12 protein-coding genes are annotated in these 16,384 nt (G+C 69.4%); 7 read left to right on the top strand and 5 right to left on the bottom strand.

Annotated features, from left to right (window positions below):
• Positions 1-15 precede the first annotated feature (15 nt).
• On the top strand, positions 16-2,205 hold the full coding sequence (locus tag ACT9F5_RS06335) for a RelA/SpoT family protein (RefSeq protein WP_445119042.1): 2,190 nt from the start codon (positions 16-18) through the stop codon (positions 2,203-2,205).
• A gap of 113 nt (positions 2,206-2,318) precedes the next feature.
• Positions 2,319-3,794, top strand: a complete 1,476-nt coding sequence (locus ACT9F5_RS06330; protein WP_445119041.1) for a hypothetical protein — start codon at positions 2,319-2,321, stop codon at positions 3,792-3,794.
• Here ACT9F5_RS06330 and ACT9F5_RS06325 read toward each other — a convergent pair.
• Together ACT9F5_RS06325 and ACT9F5_RS06320 are read right to left on the bottom strand one after the other, a co-directional pair.
• The gene (locus ACT9F5_RS06325; RefSeq protein ID WP_445119040.1) at positions 3,775-5,091 is read right to left on the bottom strand and encodes a glycosyltransferase; all 1,317 of its coding nucleotides are present in this window, start codon (positions 5,089-5,091) and stop codon (positions 3,775-3,777) included. The genes ACT9F5_RS06330 and ACT9F5_RS06325 overlap by 20 nt on opposite strands.
• A 34-nt stretch (positions 5,092-5,125) precedes the next feature.
• Positions 5,126-6,421, bottom strand: coding sequence for a glycosyltransferase (locus ACT9F5_RS06320; RefSeq protein ID WP_445119039.1), 1,296 nt, complete (start codon positions 6,419-6,421; stop codon positions 5,126-5,128).
• Positions 6,422-6,547: 126 nt separating this feature from the next.
• Between ACT9F5_RS06320 and mrcB the strand changes: the two genes are divergently transcribed.
• The 4 genes from mrcB to tsaB are packed head-to-tail and all read left to right on the top strand — an operon-like array spanning position 6,548 to position 12,246.
• Positions 6,548-8,950: a penicillin-binding protein 1B gene (mrcB, locus tag ACT9F5_RS06315; RefSeq protein ID WP_445119038.1), complete on the top strand. Its 2,403-nt coding sequence runs from the start codon at positions 6,548-6,550 to the stop codon at positions 8,948-8,950.
• Positions 8,947-9,480, top strand: coding sequence for a tetratricopeptide repeat protein (locus ACT9F5_RS06310; protein WP_445119037.1), 534 nt, complete (start codon positions 8,947-8,949; stop codon positions 9,478-9,480). Before mrcB ends, ACT9F5_RS06310 begins: the two co-directional genes overlap by 4 nt.
• Before the next feature lies 1 nt (position 9,481).
• On the top strand, positions 9,482-11,554 hold the full coding sequence (locus ACT9F5_RS06305; protein WP_445119036.1) for a helicase C-terminal domain-containing protein: 2,073 nt from the start codon (positions 9,482-9,484) through the stop codon (positions 11,552-11,554).
• Complete coding sequence (gene tsaB / locus ACT9F5_RS06300; protein ID WP_445119035.1) at positions 11,551-12,246, top strand: tRNA (adenosine(37)-N6)-threonylcarbamoyltransferase complex dimerization subunit type 1 TsaB; 696 nt, start codon at positions 11,551-11,553, stop codon at positions 12,244-12,246. The genes ACT9F5_RS06305 and tsaB overlap by 4 nt, the downstream gene beginning before the upstream one ends.
• Here the strand turns inward: tsaB and ACT9F5_RS06295 are convergent.
• The 3 genes from ACT9F5_RS06295 to gshB form a co-directional block, all read right to left on the bottom strand.
• The gene (locus ACT9F5_RS06295; RefSeq protein WP_445119034.1) at positions 12,243-13,883 is read right to left on the bottom strand and encodes a hypothetical protein; all 1,641 of its coding nucleotides are present in this window, start codon (positions 13,881-13,883) and stop codon (positions 12,243-12,245) included. The two genes, tsaB and ACT9F5_RS06295, sit on opposite strands and share 4 nt — an antisense overlap.
• A 71-nt stretch (positions 13,884-13,954) precedes the next feature.
• Positions 13,955-14,827 carry a TonB family protein gene (locus ACT9F5_RS06290; protein WP_445119033.1) on the bottom strand — a complete coding sequence of 291 codons (873 nt, stop codon included), beginning with the start codon at positions 14,825-14,827 and terminating at the stop codon, positions 13,955-13,957.
• A complete protein-coding gene (gshB, locus tag ACT9F5_RS06285; protein ID WP_445119032.1) occupies positions 14,824-15,777 on the bottom strand; it encodes a glutathione synthase in 954 nt (317 codons plus the stop codon). The genes ACT9F5_RS06290 and gshB overlap by 4 nt, the downstream gene beginning before the upstream one ends.
• A 195-nt stretch (positions 15,778-15,972) precedes the next feature.
• Here gshB and pilG point away from each other — a divergent pair, with 195 nt between their 5' ends.
• Positions 15,973-16,371 (top strand): twitching motility response regulator PilG, encoded by a 399-nt coding sequence (pilG, locus tag ACT9F5_RS06280; RefSeq protein WP_445119031.1) that lies wholly within the window; start codon positions 15,973-15,975, stop codon positions 16,369-16,371.
• Positions 16,372-16,384 lie beyond the last annotated feature (13 nt).

Below are 16,384 nucleotides of genomic sequence, written 5' to 3'. Positions count from 1 at the left end.
TGAACCTGCGTCGCCATGAATACGCGTCGCCATGAATCCCGGCCCGCCGCGGCCGCCACTGCCGAGCCGGTGCTGGCCGCGTTGCTCGCCAACCCCGCGATCACGCAACCATTGCAACGGTTGTTGCGCGCGGCAGCGGGGGCGGGGGCGGGCGCCGAGCTTGATGCCCGCGATCCGCCCGGAGTGGTCGAACGCATGCTTGCGGCCCTTCAGCGCCTCGATGCGGACAGCGACACCTTGGTCGCCGCGATTGTCCACAGCTATCCGGTGCTGCAACAGCGCCTCGGTTCGACGTTCGAGCGCGAGTATCCGGCCATCGCCCCGCTGCTCGATGGCCAGCGTGCGGCCGAGCAGGTATGGACGCTGCACGCCGAGCAGGGTGGCCGCAGCGGCAACGAAGGCCTGCGCCGGTTGCTGCTGGCGATCGTGCGCGACCTGCGGGTGGTGCCGATCCTGCTGGCGCGGCAACTGGCGCGTATGCAGGGAGCCGATGCATTGGCCGCCGATCGCCGTACCGCGCTGGCTACGCTGACCCGCGACATCCACGCGCCGTTGGCCAACCGGCTCGGCATCTGGCAACTCAAATGGGAGCTGGAAGACCTCGCGTTCCGCTACCTGCAACCGGATACCTACAAGCAGATCGCGCGCCTGCTCGACGAGAAGCGCGTCGATCGCGAGCGTTACATCGAGGACGTCAAGCAGACCTTGCGCGAGGCGATGGCCGCGCAGGGCATCAAGGCCGACATCGCCGGCCGGCCCAAGCACATCTACAGCATCTGGAAGAAGATGCAGCGCAAGGACGTGCCGATCGGCGAGCTCTACGACCTGCGCGCGGTGCGGGTGCTGGTCGACAGCGTCGGCGATTGCTACGCCGCGCTTGGCGCGGTGCACGCCAGCTGGACCCCGGTCCCGAGCGAGTTCGACGACTACATCGCCCGGCCCAAGCGCAACGACTACCGCTCGCTGCATACCGCGGTGATCGGCCCCGAGGGCAAGACCCTCGAAGTGCAGATCCGCACCGTCGACATGCACCGCCAGGCCGAACTCGGCGTGGCCGCGCACTGGAAGTACAAGGAAGGCGCGGGCGCCGGCGATGCCGCGTTCGACCGCAAGATCGCCTGGATGCGCAAACTGCTGGAGCCGGCCGCCGACGGCGCCGAACCCGACGAGGCGGCGCTGGCGCGCGAGCTCGACACCGAACTGGTCGAGGACCGCGTCTACGTGCTGACCCCGAAGGGCGAGGTGATCGACCTGCCGGCCGGCGCCACCCCGCTGGACTTCGCCTATCGCGTCCACACCGAAGTCGGCCACCGTTGCCGTGGGGCCAAGGTCGATGGCCGGATCGTGCCGCTGGACCACAGGCTGGCCAGCGGAGACCGGGTCGAGATCATGACTGCCAAGACCGGCGAGCCGCGTCGTGACTGGCTGGTCGAGTCGAACGGTTTCCTCGCCAGCAGCCGCTCGCGCGAGAAGGTGCGCAACTGGTTCCACAAGCTCGATCGCGCGCGCAACGAGGCCGCCGGCAAGGACCTGCTGGACAAGGAACTGCGCCGGCTTGGACTGCTCGGTGCCGACCTCGCCCCGGCGCGCGAGCGTTTCAGCCTGGCCAGCGACGCCGACCTGCACGTGCTGGTGGCACTCGGCGACGTCGGCCCGCACCAGGTCGGCCGGGTCCTGCTCGAACACGAGCGTGCGGCCAGTGCGCCGCCCCCGGTCGAGCGGCCCGCACCGGCCCTGCCGCGCCGCACCCCGCGCGGCAAGGCCGCGGATTTCACCGTGCAGGGCGTCGACAACCTGCTGGTGCAACTGGCGCGCTGCTGCCAACCGCTGCCGGGTGAACCGATCGCCGGTTATCTCACCCGCGGCCGCGGGGTCACGGTGCATCGCGATACCTGCGCGTCGTACCGTCGGCTGGCGGCCGCCCAGCCGCAACGCACGTTGCCGGTGGAATGGGGTCGCGCCGGCAGCGCCTACGAGGTCGACGTCGAGGTACTCGCGGTCGACCGCAAGTGGCTGCTGAAGGAAGTCACCAACCTGATCGCGCAGGCCAACGCCCATGTCACCCGCATCCACAGCGAGCACCAGCGAAGTGGCGCGCAGGTGCGGTTCCTGATGCGGTTGAAGGTCGATGACTACGGCCAGCTGTCGACGCTGCTGGGCAAGCTGGCGGCGCTGCCGGGCGTGGAGCAGGCGCGGCGTGCCTGAGATGGAAGCGCAGGACGACCTCCGCTTGACGCCTCCTTGCCGTGAAGCCGGTCTATGCTTCGGCAATGCGCAAGAGCGGGGCGGCTGACGGCTACGACGGTGTGGATCGCGGGATGCACGCGACGGCCGTGCCCGCGTGGCGCCGCTGGGCTGCGCTGGGAGTCGCGATCGGCGGCGTTGCCATTTTGCTGCTGGCGCGCGAACCGGTGTCCGGATGGCTGTGGCCCGACACCCGCGTCCAGCAATTGCGGGCCGATGCGGCGAACGCGTTGCTGGCTGGCGAGCTGACCCGCACCGATGGCCGCGGCGCGCGCGAACTCTACCAGGCCGCGCTGGCGCTCGATCCGGATCGCCCGGATGCGCGCGACGGCCTGGCCCGGGTCGGTCGCGCGGCACTGGCGCGGGCCGAAACCGCGTTCGCGCAGGGACGCTTCGACGATGCCCAAGCCTCCCTGCAACTTGCACGCGACCTCGACGTGCCGCGCAGCCAGGCCGAGGCACTCGAACACAAGCTGCGCGAACGCACCACCGATGCAGCCGGCCTGGACCTGCTGCTGGCAACCGCCCATGCAGCGCGCGCGGCCGGCCGGCTGGACGGTGCCGCCGATACCGCGTTGCCGCTGTACCAGCGCGTGCTGGCCCTGCAACCCAACCACATCAGTGCGCTGGAGGGACGCGAGGACACGCTCGCCGACCTGCTGCAACGGGCCCGGGATGCATTGCGCGCAGATGACCTGGTGCGTGCGGGAACGCTGGTCGCCCGGGTACAGGCGGTCGATCCGGGGCATTTCGACCTGCCCGCGGCCCGGGCGGCATTGGCCGGCGCGACCACCCGGCGATTGCAGCAGGCCAGTCGTGAACTGGATCGCGGCCACCTGTCGTCGGCCGTGGCGGGATATCGCGCGGTGGAACAGGTCGATCCGGGCAACGCCGAAGCCGCGCACGGGCTGGCCGCCGTGGCCGGTGCCCATGCCGCCGCAAGCGAGCGCCATGCCGCCGACTTCCGTTTCGTACAGGCCCAGGCCGCGTTGCTGGAGGCACAGGCAATTGCCCCGGACACCCCTGCAGTGACCGCTGCCCTGGCCTATCTGGCGCGCGCCCGGCAATCACACGCGCGCCTGGACAGCGGTGAACCGGCCGCGCAACGCAGGCAGCGCGTGGCTGCACTGCTCGCCGCTGCCTCCGCCGCCGAAGCCCGCGGCGACCTGCTTGACCCCCCCGGCGAAAGCGCCTACGACAAGCTGCGCGCGGCCCAGGCGATCGCGCCGCGGGATCCGGAAGTCCAGGCGGCGATAGGGAAGCTAGCGCCGTCCGCCCACGCCTGCTTCCAGCGCAATCTCCGGGCCAACGCACTGTCGAAGGCGGATGCCTGCCTGGATGCTTGGGCGGCGCTGGAGGCCAGCGACATGCGGATCGGTGACGCCCGGCGCCGACTCGCCGCACGCTGGATCGCCTACGCCAACGAACGGCTTGGTGCGTATGAACTGGGGGCGGCGGATGCCGCCCTGGCGAGGGCGCGGGAGCTGGACGCGAACGCCCCCGGCCTGGAGGACCTCGCCGGCAGGCTGGTTACCGCGGGAGGCGGCTAGGCGCGGTCCGCGGATGGATGTCGTGGAGCAGCCCATCGAGGCGGCGGGCGAGCTGGCTCCAGCCGAACTCGGACACGCTGGTGCGATCCAGTCGCAATCCCTCGGTCAAGCGGCCTTCGGCGTGCCATCGCGCAAGCAGCCGCAGCCGATCCGTGACTGCCGCGGCTTCCGGTGCGCAGACCCAACCCCGCTGGCGTCCGCGGATTTGAGCCGCGACCGCGTCATCGGGATCGATGCCCAAGTGCAGGATCGGGCGGCCGGCACCCATGTACTCATAGCACTTGCCGGGCACCTGGGTGGGATCGCGATTGGCCAGGTTCACCAGCACGTCGGCCCTGCGCTGCCAGGCCAGGGCATCCAGGTGTGGCAGGAAGCCCAGCAAGCGGATGCGGCCGGGATGCCGTTGGCTCGCTGCGACGACCTCATCAGGTGCCTGGATCGTTGCGATGTTCAGGCGCACGTTGGGCGTGTCGAGCACGGCCTGCAACAGGGTGTTGGCGGTGCGGAAGCTGTAGAAGCTTCCGGTGTAGAGCAGTTCCAGCATTCCGGACCCGGTATCCGTTCCTTTTGCCGCTGGCGGCTTCGAGTCATCGAAGCCTTGCGTCAGCACCGTGACCGGGGCGATGCCCGCGTGCCGCTCCACGAGCAGGTCCCGCGCCGACGGCGTGGTCACCAGGATGGCATCGGCGTTGTCGCACACGTCGGATTCGAGTTGGCGCGCAGTCGGCCTCCAGCGCGGCAACGTGTAGGGCGCCAGCACCGGGTCGGCGAGGTCGGCCACCCAGGTGAACCCCGCTTGCCTGGCCCGTAGGCCCAGTTGCAACGTGGTCGCCGGTTCGTGGGAGCTGATGACCACGTGGGGAGCGTCGTGGGCAAGCAGTTCGTCGAGCCTGCCCTGCGCATGGGGGCGCCATTCACCCCGGAGATCCGGGAACCAGAAGTGTTCACCCACGCGCTGGAGGAGTGCGGAGACCCGGTGCTTCCAGCCGGTGCGCGAAGGCATGGCCGGACGTTCGCTGTCCCCGGCCGGTCGGGAGGTCGCCGTCGCGGGCGGGTCCTTCTTCTGGAAATGACGGCGGCGCCACGCGATCAGGCCGCGTACGTGGCCCGGGTAGGTACGGTGCACGACGATGCCGGGCGGCAGGGTCGGGAGACCGGGCGAGGTGCCGCCCAGGTCGATGGTCAGCACATGGACCTCATGGCCGAGCCGATGCAGTTCGCGCCCCAGGTAGGCCCAGCGCAGTGATTGCGGCGACGGACTGGGTGGAAACTCGTAGGCGATCAGCAGTATCCGCATCGGACTCGTTTGCTTGCGGGTGGACATTGGAGGTTCAGGCGTCCCGGGGCGGGCCAAGCGTGGCCTTGGCGACACCGAGCGCGGCGGCGGGCGAAAAATGGCGGCGCACATTCGCCCGTCCGTTGAGTGACAGGCGTTGCCACAGCGCCGCATCACGATAAAGGCGTACGACCTCGGCCGCGAAGGCGACGGCGTCGCGGGCCACCAGTACGTCGTTTCCGTGTTCGAGATGCATGCCTTCGATTGCGCAATCCGTTGCCACCACGGGCTGGCCGTGGGCAAGGCTGAGGTTGATCTTGCCCTTGACCCCAGCACCGAACCGCAGCGGTGCCAGTGCCAGCCGACAACCGTCCAGGTAGGGCGCGATGTCCGGTACATGGCCGTGGAGCCGGACGCCCGGTTCGGGGGAAACCGTCGACGCCGGGACGCTGCCGGTCGAGCCGACCAGGTGCAGCTGTACCCCGGGCAGCGCCTCCCGGATGTGGGGAAAGATGTCCCGTGCCAGCCATTCGACGGCGTCGCGGTTGGGCGGATGCCTGAGACCGCCGACAAACAGCAGGTCGCGTCGCTGCTCGAACGACAGCCCGGGCGTGTCTTCGTCGATGATGTTGGATACGACCCGCACGTCGGCGCCCGGGCGGAGCTCGAGCAGCAGTCCGCGCTCGATCGGGCTGACCACCCATGTGGTATCCGCCCGTTCGATCAGGCCCAGTTCGCGCTGGCGGGTCGACTGCGCGCGCCGTTGCAAACGACGGTCATGGTGCAATTCGGCTTCCCGCTCCTCGCGCAGGAAGTGCAGGTCGACGGTGTCGAAAACGATGGAGGCCTGCGGGGCCACGGCCCGCACGAAGGGAAGCCAGTGTCCCGCCGCATGGTGCCTGCACAGGATCGCCGAAGACAGCGTTCGGCCGTGCTGGTGGACCCACGCCGCCGCGTCGCGGCTACCCCGCAACCGGGGCACGTGGATGCCGCACGCACGCAACTGCGCGGCATTCGCCGAAGCAGTCCCGCCTTCGTCGGGAACGAAGGCAACCCGGTAGCCCGCCGAGACCAGCGCCCGCATCAGATTGCGGAGGCGCAACGATCCAGAGTCCCGGTCAGGTGCCGGCACGGTGCCATCCACCACCAGCACCCAGGGGCGGTGGCCCCAATCGGACGCCGGTTGCCGGGGCTTCCCTTGCGCCATCGGAGATGCGTCCCGGGGTTCGCCGGTGCTGTTCGAACCGGCGCGCTGCAAGGTGGCATGCCAGCCCTTGGCCTGCAGGCTGTCCCATGCCCGGCGCAACAGATGCAGGAGGCGCCGGAGATGGAACTGCAGGAAAATGGGCACGGTTATCGGCGATGGTCGATGAACAAAGATGACATGGTAACCAGCAGCACACTGGCACGGGGCAATGCTGGCTTTGGGGTGCGCTAGACTCGGAAATTCCAGGCACTTCCAGTGATTGTCGCACCTGTGGCCCGAATCGATTACGAAGACGACGACCTCACCCCCGACGACGGCGACACGCCGCAGTGGCGGCGCCGGCTGGTCACCTGGGTGCTGGCGGCGATAGGGCTGGGCCTGGGTTTCCTGATCCCGTATTCGCTGTACCTCAACCACGAGGTCGGGCAGCGTTTCGACCAGTTGCGCTGGCAATTGCCGACGCGGGTGTATGGCCGGCCGCTGGAACTGGCGCCGGGCCTTGCGCTGGATGCGACCACGTTCAAGACCGAGCTCGATGCCGCCGGCTACCACGCGGGCGATGGCGTCCGTCCGGGCAGCTACCAGCGCGACGGCGGGCACTGGCTTGTTTCCAGCCGCGGCTTCAACGATGTCGACGGACCGGTTGCGCCGCGCCGGATCGAAGTGGTGCTGTCCGGCGGAAAGGTCGCTGGCCTCGAGGACGCGCGCAGCGGCGACAAACTCAAGGCGGCCCGGCTCGATCCGGCGCGCATCGCCACCCTGTACGGGCAGAAGCAGGAGGAGCGCCGCCTCGTGCAGCTGGAGGAGGTGCCCGAGTTGCTGGTCACCGGCCTGCAGGCGGTCGAGGACCGCGACTTCGCCCACCACCACGGCATCGACCTCAGCGGCATCCTGCGCGCGGCCTGGGTCAACCTGAAGGCCGGCGAGGCGCGGCAGGGCGCCAGCACCCTGACCCAACAGCTGGCGCGCAGCGGCCTGCTCGGGATCGGCGGCGAGCAGACCTTCACCCGCAAGTTCAACGAGGCGATCTACGCGTTGTTGATCGAGGCGCGCTACGACAAGAAGACCATCCTCGAGGCCTATTTCAACCAGGTCTACCTGGGCCAGCGCGGCGCGCAGGCGATCCATGGTGTCGCCGCCGCCTCGGATTTCTGGTTCGGCCGCGACCTGTCCGACATCAGCACCGAACAGATCGCGCTGCTGATCGGCATCGTCCGCGGGCCGTCCTACTACGACCCGCGCGACCATCCCGCACGCGCCACCGCACGCCGCAATTTCGTGCTCGGCGAGATGCACGAGACCGGCCTGATCGAGGACGCCGAATACCAGCGCGCGCTGAAGGCGCCGCTGGGCGTAACCGAGCAGCCCGGCCTGTCGGCCAACCGTTTCCCGGCCTACGTCGACCTGGTCCGCCGCCAACTCGCCAGCGACTACCCCAAGGATGCGCTGGCCGGCGCCGGGTTGAGCGTGATGAGCGGCATGTCGCCCTCCGCGCAGGCCTACGCCGAAGGCGCCGTGGTCAAGGCCCTGGAGGACCTGGACAGCAAGAACCGTCCCGACCTGCAAGCCGGCCTGGTGCTGACCGACGTGCATGACGGCGAGGTGCTGGCGGTGGTCGGCAGCGGCACGCCGGCGCGCCCCGGCTTCAACCGGGCGGTGGAGGCGCGGCGCCCGGTCGGCTCGCTGCTCAAGCCTTTCGTCTACCTGCTTGCGCTGGCGCAGCCCGACAGGTTCTCGCTGGCGACCTGGGTCGACGACTCGCCGGTCACCGTGGCGCTGGGTAACGGCAAGCGCTGGACCCCGGGCAACTCCGATGGCCGCAGCCACGGCAGCGTGCGCCTGATCGACGCGCTGGCCAGTTCCTACAACCAGGCCACGGTGCGGATCGGCATGCAGGTCGACCCGCGGCGGATCGCCGACCTGATCCGTACCCTGGCAGGCATCGAATCGGAACCGAACCCGTCGCTGATCCTGGGTTCGGTCGACCAGAGCCCATACGCGATCGCGCAGCTGTACCAGTTCCTCGCGTCCGGCGGCGAGATACAGCCACTGCACGCGGTTCGCGGCGTGCTCAATGCCGATGGCCGCGCGCTCAACCGCTACGACACCGACCCGGCACCGGCGCAGGAGGGCGACGCGATCGCCGCGCGACTGATCAACATCGCGTTGCAGCGTACGGTGACGAGTGGCACCGCCCGGCGGCTGGTCTCCGATGGACTCGGCGACCTGCACCCGGCCGGCAAGACCGGTACCAGCAACGACAGCCGCGACAGCTGGTTCGCCGGCTACACCGGCGACCATCTCGCCGTGGTCTGGGTCGGCAACGACGACAACAAGCCGACCGGCCTGTACGGATCCACCGGCGGCATGCGGGTGTGGTCGAACCTGTTCAAGCGCCTGCCCAGCGCGCCGCTGAAGGTCGGTGACAAGGGCCTGGACTGGCAGTGGGTGGTGGGCTCTCACACCAGCGATGCCGGGTGCCCGGGCGCGCGAAGGTTTGCCTTCGTGGCCGGGTTCGCGCCGTCGTACCAGGCGTGCCAGCCGCCGGAACCGGTGCAGTCGGAAGAGCGGGGCGGTTGGCGCGAGTGGTTCGGCTTCGGTCGTGACGACGAGCGTGAACCGGAACCCGCGCCGACTCCGACCCCGCAGCCGCAACCAATGGAAACACCATGATGCGCGCCACCCTGGCCATCGCCGCGTTGGCGGGTTTGCTCGCAGGCTGCGCGAGCGCCCCGCCGGTGCCGCCGCCGCCCCGGTTCGACGCGGTGGCTGCGGTCGCCGCGATCCGCGCCGCGGGGACCTCCGGCGACGCCGAACTGGTGGTCAAGCCGCTGGGCAGCAATGAGGTCGAAGACCTGCGCGAGCGGGCGACGCAATTGCAGGCCCAGGGCCGGCACGAAGACGCAGCGAGCGCACTCGACCAGGCGCTGGCGATCAGTCCCGACGATCCGAACCTGCTGCAGGAGCGCGCCGAGGCGGCGTTGCTGCTGCACGACCTCGAGGGCGCCGAGCGGCTCGCCCGCCAGGCGATCTCCATCGGGACCGAAGTCGGCCCGCAATGCCGCCGCCACTGGGAAACCATCGTCCAGGTGCTGGCCGCGCGGGCCCGGGCGACCACCGGCATCGCCTCGCCCAGCCCGGCCGACGCCGAGGCCCGCCGCCAGCGCGATGCCTGCACCGTCGCCGCACCGCCGCGGTACTGAGATGGGCGAGGGCGGAAGCCGGCTCGGCAGCGCCAGCCGCGCGGCATTGAGCGAAGGCGGCGACCTGGCCCGCAACATCGCCGCGTTCGCGCCGCGCAGCGCCCAGCAGGACCTCGCCGGCGCGGTCGCCGACGCATTCGACAGCCGCGGCATGCTGCTGGCCGAGGCCGGCACCGGCACCGGCAAGACCTTCGCCTACCTGGTGCCCGCGATCCTGTCGGGGCTCAAGACGATCGTCTCCACCGGCACCCGCGCGCTGCAGGACCAGCTCTACCACCGCGACCTGCCGCGGGTGCGCGATGCGCTGGGCATCGGCCTCAAGACCGCGCTGTTGAAGGGCCGCGCCAACTACCTGTGCCACTACCGCTTGGGACAGGCCAAGGGCGAGGGCCGCTTCCACAGTCGCGAGATGGCCGGCCAGTTCCAGCGCATCGTCGTCTGGGCCGGGCGTACCCGGATGGGCGACCTGGCCGAACTGGAGACTCTGCCCGACGACTCGCCGCTGCTGCCGATGGTCACCTCGACCACCGACAACTGCCTCGGCAGCGAATGCCCGTTCTTCTCCGAGTGCTTCGTCGTGCAGGCGCGCCAGCGCGCACAGGCGGCCGACCTGGTGGTGGTCAACCACCACCTGCTTCTGGCCGACCTGGCGCTCAAGCAGGAAGGTTTCGGCGAGATCCTGCCGGGCGCGCAGGCATTCGTGGTCGACGAGGCCCACCAGCTGCCGGAGCTGGCCGCGCAGTTCTTCGGCGAGGCCTTGAGCGCGCGGCCGCTGGTCGAACTGGCGCGCGACGCGCTGTCCGAATGCAAGCAGGCAACTGGCGCGCTGGCGGTGCTGCAAGAGCCAACCCGTGCACTGGAGCAATCGGTCCGCGGCCTGCGCGCGGCGATGGACGAACTGCCGGTGCGCGGCACCCGCCGCCGCGCGGCCGAGGACGCCAACGTCGAAGCCGCGATCGACGGCCTGCTGCAGTCATTGCGCGAGTTGCATGCCGCGCTGCTGCCGCTGCGCGAGGCGGCGCCCGGTTTCGACAGTTGCACCGCGCGGGCGAAGGAATTCGAGAACCGCCTGCGGCGTTGGCGTGACGAAGGTTTCGACGATGAAGGCGAACCCGCCGACACGGCCGATGAGGCCACCGGCGACGACGAGCCACCCGACGACCGGGGCCCGCTGCGTGCCGACGACAACGCCCCCAGCGTGCTCTGGTACGAACTCACCGCGCGTGGCTTCCGCCTCAGCCGCACCCCGCTCGATGTCGCCGGCCCGCTGGCGCAGCACCGTGCGCGCTCGCAGGCGGCATGGGTGTTCACCTCGGCGACGCTGGCGATCGGTGGCCGCTTCGAGCACTACGCGATCAAGCTCGGGTTGAAAGACCCGACCACGCTGCTGGCACCCAGCCCGTTCGACTGGCCGGCCCAGGCCCTGTGCTACCTGCCGACCGGCCTGCCCGAACCGGCCGCACGCCATTACACCGACTCGATCGTGGAAGCAGTCCGGCCCGTGCTCGAAGCCTCGGCCGGCCGCGCGTTCGTACTGTTCGCTTCGCACCGCGCCCTGCGCGAAGCCGCCCAGTTGCTGCGCGATGGCCCGTGGCCGCTGTTCGTGCAGGGCGAGGCGCCGCGCTCGCTGCTGCTGGAACGTTTCCGCGCCTCCGGCAACGGCGTGCTGCTCGGTGCTGCCAGTTTCCGCGAAGGCGTCGACGTCGCCGGCGACGCACTCAGCGTCGTGGTGATCGACAAGTTGCCGTTCGCCGCCCCCGACGACCCGGTATTCGAAGCCCGGCTGGAAGCGATCCGCCGCGGCGGCGGCAACCCGTTCCGCGACGAGCAGTTGCCGCAGACGGTGATCGCGCTCAAGCAGGGCGCCGGCCGGCTGATCCGCAGCGAGACCGACCGCGGCGTGCTGGTGCTGTGCGACCCGCGCCTGACCGGCAAGAGCTACGGCCGGGTGTTCATGGACTCGCTGCCACCGTTGCCGAAAACGCGGCGGGTCGAGGACGTGCAGGCGTTCTTTGCGACAGAATCGCTGGCCCACGCCTATGGTGAAGCCGGCGCATTGGAGATCCGTCCGTGAAACTGCTGGCATTCGAACTGGCAACCGAGGCCTGCTCGGTGGCGTTGTGGATCGATGGCGAAGTGCGCGAGCGCTTCGAGATCGCCCCGCGCCGCCACGCCGAGCTGGCGCTGCCGTGGGCCGACGCCCTGCTGGCCGAGGCCGGGGTGGCGAAGTCGCAGCTCGACGCGATCGCGCTTGGCCGTGGCCCGGGCGCCTTCACCGGCGTGCGCCTGGCGATCGCGATCGGGCAGGGCATCGCGCTGGCGCTGGACCGACCGATCGTGCCGGTGTCGACTCTGGCGGCGTTGGCGCTGCAGGCGCCGGGGCCGCGCGCACTGGCCGCAATCGACGCCCGCATGGGCGAGGTCTACAGCGCCTCGTTCGAACTGCGCGACGGCGATGCAATCGCCCTCGACAACGAATCGGTTGGCGCACCGGATACGGTGCAAGCCCCCGACGGGGGAGACGGCTGGCACGGTGTCGGCACCGGCTTCGGTGCCTGCGACGGCGCCCTGCGTGAGCGACTTTCGGGTCGATTGCAATCGATCGACGCCACCGCGCTACCGCACGCGGGCGATGTCGCGCGACTTGCCGCAGTGGCCTTCGAGCGTGGCGAAGCGGTCGCGCCCGAACGCGTCGAACCGGCCTACCTGCGCAACAACGTCGCACTCACCATCCGCGAGCAGCAGGCGCTGCGCGACTCGCGCTAGTCGTGGGGAGGCAGGGCTTGCGGCTCGCCCCCGCGCAGGAAGTCGCCAATCCCCTGGCTTGCACAACGCCGGATCTTCGCCGCCGCAGGACTCACCTCGACGCTGTCGCGCCATAGCAACCGTCGTGCCAGCGACGACAGCACCAAGGGGTAAGCCAGCGCCATCGTCGCATTGCGTTCCACTGACGAGGCTTCGGTCATCGCGGCGACCTTCTCCAGCGCCTCGCGATTGATTCGGAGCGCATCGCTGGTGGTGATTGGCGTGTCGCCCGGGACGCGGTCGACGAACTGCGTCACGGCCCATTGCTCTTCCGCCGAGCCGACCCGACGGGCGAGGTTGGCCAAGCGTGCGAACTCGATCGCGTTCGGCAACGCGTCGGCATTCGCCTGCCAGTACGCGTCGACGAGTGCATCCAGGCTGTCGTACGGGATCTGGTGGTGCTCCAACCGAACGCTGGCGTACCAGTGCGCCTCGGCGAAACTGACCGTGCCGTCGCGGTAGAGATCGGCGTCGCTGCTGCGCACGCCGCCGAAGAACTCACCCAGATAGTCGTCGCTGCCGCGCAGTGCCTCCGGGCTCTTCTGGCAACCGGTGGCGACGACCTCGGGGTGCGCGGCAAAAAAGCCACAACTCGGCGCCGCTGCGAATTGGCCGCTGTTGCAGGCGCCGCTGACCATCACCAGCTCCGTGCCGGTCTTGTCGACCAGACTCTCGAGAAGCGGCGCATCAACCGTCGCCAGGTGCCCCCACAACGGCGCGCCGGTCGGGCCGCTGTGGCCGATCTGGACAAGCAGGTTGTGGTCGGTGCCGCGGAGGCTCTCGAACAACCGGCCCAGCGTCTGCAGGTCGGGCGAATGCGGGGTATGGATCGGCGACTGGATGAAGCGCTCCTCGCCATTGACCAGGAGGCTGGTGTCAGGGCGGGGATCGTCGCCGTTGCCGTACAGGGTGATGACGTTCAACGAGGGGCCGGCGATCGGGGTCAACGCCTCGCGGGTGTCTGCGATCCGCTCGGAAATGTACAACGGGTTGCCCGACGGGGTGGCGGTGCTGCCCCACAGAACCAGGTTGTTGTCGGACACGCCAGCGATGCCACCGTCCGCGCCGAGCATCGCCCCGCGGATCGACGGATGGGGCTGGCGCCGGCCGAGGGCGGCATCGACGAAATAACCGAGTTTCCAGGTCTCCTTGAAATGCTCGCCGTAGAAGTGGTTTGCCTGCGCTGCACCCTCGCGCCCGGCGGCGTTGGCCGGAGCCATGATCGCGTCGGGAAAACGCGCATTGGCAATGTCGGAAGCCTCGGCGATGTTGCCGACATGCAGCACCTCGTCGCCATCGAGCACCATCACCGACAGCGATTGCGACCAGTATTCGTGTGGCTGGAACTGCGCGGCGATCGCGGCGGGAATCGCTGACTTGTCGACTACCGAAACCGGGATCGGCGCTTCGATCCCGGGATGGTCGCGCAGTTCGCCCGGATAGCCGTCGCCGAAGCTTCGGTACAGCTGGCAAGCACCGCAGTCGTCGGCTTCAAGCAACAGGATCCGCAGATCGTGGGCGGACGCTTGGCCGGTGCAGGCGGCAATCATGCCGAGACCGGCCATCAGGGTCACGGCGAAGATTTTGGGGTGGGCCATGACGGGGGTCCTCTAGTCGATGCGGTGACGAGGGAAAGGTCGAGCCGGCAGCGCGCCCCGTGGTCTGGATCTCAGCGATCGACCAGCTCGCCACCGGCCAGGAACGCCCAGGTCCGCGTGACATGCAGGACGTCAGGGTCCTCGTCGGTCTTCGGCAGTGGCGGGTAGGGCTCGGCCAGCTGGGCGATGCGCAGGGCGGAGGCGTCCAGCAGCGGGATGCCGCTGGAGACCACGATCCTGGAGTCCTCGACGCTGCCGTCCCGGCGCACGGCGACGCTGATCACCACCTGCCCGGCAAGCCGGCGCCGGCGCGCTTCATCCGGGTAATTGAGGTTGCCGACGCGCTCGACCCGGTCGACCCAGCCGCGCAGGTAGCCGGCCCAGGCGTATTCGGTGGTGCTGGCGGAGACGAACTTGCGCTTGGGCCGCTTGGCGTAGCGCTCCGAGCGCAGGTGGATCTCGGCCGCCAGCCGAGCCATTTCCATGTCGTGGGTGATCTTGCGGTCGCCCCGCCGCAGCGGTCGCTCATCCGGCTCGGGCGTTGCACGCGTGGTCGCAGTGGGCGTTTCGCCACGGGTGCTGCCGACCACGCGCTCCTGCGGTCGCGGTTGCGGTGCCGGCGACTGGGCGCGCAACTCGCGCGGGGCCACGCCGCTGGCCGCTTGCGGCAACGGCCCGGACTGGCGCTCGGTCGGCCGGTTGCTTTTTTCGTGCTCGCCGCCGCCCTGGTTGTTGGCCTGGGCGAGGAAATCCGCCTGCTCCGGGGTCAGCGTGGTGCTGGTGCGGGTCAGGATCACATCCAGGGTCGGCATTACCGGCGCCGCGCTCTCCAGTGCGAAGCCGACGCCGAGCAGCAACACGCCGTGCAACAGCAACGACAGCACCAGGGTCGCGCCGAGGCGCTGGCCCTCGTTGATGGCCGGTTGCACCGCTACCGCACTCATGCCGCGTTGGCGCGCACTTCGATCGCGTCGAACAGGTCGGCGCAGATGTTCAGGCCGAACTGGGCATCCAGTTCGCGGATGCAGGTCGGGCTGGTGACGTTGACCTCGGTCAGGTAATCGCCGATCACGTCGAGGCCGACGAACAGCATGCCCCGGCGCTTCATCTCCGGGGCGACCTGCGCGGCGATCCAGCGGTCGCGCTCGGTGAGCGGACGACCCTCGCCGCGACCGCCGACGGCGAGGTTGCCGCGGAACTCGTCGCCCTGCGGAATCCGCGCCAGGCAGTAATCGACCGGCACCCCATCGACCAGCAGGATGCGCTTGTCGCCGTCCTTGATCTCCGGCAGGTAGCGCTGCGCCATCGCCAGGCTGCGACCCCCTTGGGTGAGGGTTTCCAGGATCACGTTGGCGTTGGGATCACCGTGGCCGACCCGGAAGATCGAGCGTCCGCCCATGCCGTCGAGTGGCTTGAGCACGGCCTCGCGGTGCTCGGCGACGAACGCCTTGAGGGTCGCCGCATCGCGGGTCACGACGGTCGGCGGGCAGCATTGCGGGAACAGCAGTGCCGCCAGCTTCTCGTTGTAGTCGCGCAGGCCCTGCGGATCATTGACCACCAGCGCGCCCGCGCTCTGCGCGACCCCGAGGATCTGGGTGTCGTGGATGAACTCGTCGTCGACCGGCGGGTCCTTGCGCATCAGCACGACGTGGCCGGCCCCGAGTTCAATATGTGACGTCTGTCCCAGATCGAACCAGTGCGTGGGATCCTCCCGGACCTGCAGCGCAGCGACCTTCGCGACCGCCCGACCGTCGTGCAGCGCCAGCCCACCCGGTATCACGTACCACATGCGGTGCCCGCGCCGCTGGGCCTCCAGCAGCATCGCGAACGTTGAATCCTTGGCGATCCTGATCGATCCGATCGGATCCATCACGACAACGATGTCGAGCGACATGGCGGCACGCGGTGTGGGAGTCGGGCGATGGTAGCAGGCACATCCACGCCAACTCCGGGCCCGCAATCGCATTCATGTTCGTTGTGACAAAATTTGCGCGCTTGACAGCGTGCACCGGGCTTGGAATAAAGGCACTCTACGCGACGCGCCCGGGGGTTCCGCGTCGGCGCGCTTCGCAACAGGGGACATTGGAAAATGCAGGACGAGGGTCGCAACGGCAGCCTCGATGGTTTGCGAGTCATGGTGATCGACGACTCCAAGACCATCCGCCGCACCGCTGAAACGTTGCTCAAGCGAGAAGGTTGCGCGGTGGTCACGGCCACCGATGGCTTCGAGGCGTTGGCGAAGATCGCCGACCAGCAGCCGCAGATCATCTTCGTGGACATCATGATGCCGCGGCTGGATGGCTACCAGACCTGCGCGCTGATCAAGAACAACCAGGTCTTCAAGAGCACGCCGGTGATCATGCTGTCGTCCAAGGACGGCCTGTTCGACAAGGCCCGCGGGCGCATCGTCGGTTCCGAGCAGTACCTCACCAAACCATTCACGCGCGAGGAACTCCTCGACGCCATCCGCACGCACGTCAACGCCTGACCGGGGGGTAGGG

The sequence above is a fragment of the Lysobacter sp. F6437 genome (genome assembly GCF_052547215.1).
The sequence above is the reverse complement of the archived record's forward strand: the minus strand, read 5'-3'. Positions and strand labels throughout refer to the sequence as shown.

Coding starts and splice junctions, on each gene's coding strand:
- ACT9F5_RS06330 (WP_445119041.1), top strand. CDS start 2,319: ATGCACGCGACGGCCGTGCCCGCGTGGCGCCGCTGGGCTGCGCTGGGA.
- pilG (WP_445119031.1), top strand. CDS start 15,973: ATGCAGGACGAGGGTCGCAACGGCAGCCTCGATGGTTTGCGAGTCATG.
- ACT9F5_RS06335 (WP_445119042.1), top strand. CDS start 16: ATGAATACGCGTCGCCATGAATCCCGGCCCGCCGCGGCCGCCACTGCC.
- ACT9F5_RS06295 (WP_445119034.1), bottom strand. CDS start 13,883: ATGGCCCACCCCAAAATCTTCGCCGTGACCCTGATGGCCGGTCTCGGC.
- gshB (WP_445119032.1), bottom strand. CDS start 15,777: ATGTCGCTCGACATCGTTGTCGTGATGGATCCGATCGGATCGATCAGG.
- ACT9F5_RS06310 (WP_445119037.1), top strand. CDS start 8,947: ATGATGCGCGCCACCCTGGCCATCGCCGCGTTGGCGGGTTTGCTCGCA.
- ACT9F5_RS06290 (WP_445119033.1), bottom strand. CDS start 14,827: ATGAGTGCGGTAGCGGTGCAACCGGCCATCAACGAGGGCCAGCGCCTC.
- ACT9F5_RS06305 (WP_445119036.1), top strand. CDS start 9,482: ATGGGCGAGGGCGGAAGCCGGCTCGGCAGCGCCAGCCGCGCGGCATTG.
- ACT9F5_RS06325 (WP_445119040.1), bottom strand. CDS start 5,091: ATGCGGATACTGCTGATCGCCTACGAGTTTCCACCCAGTCCGTCGCCG.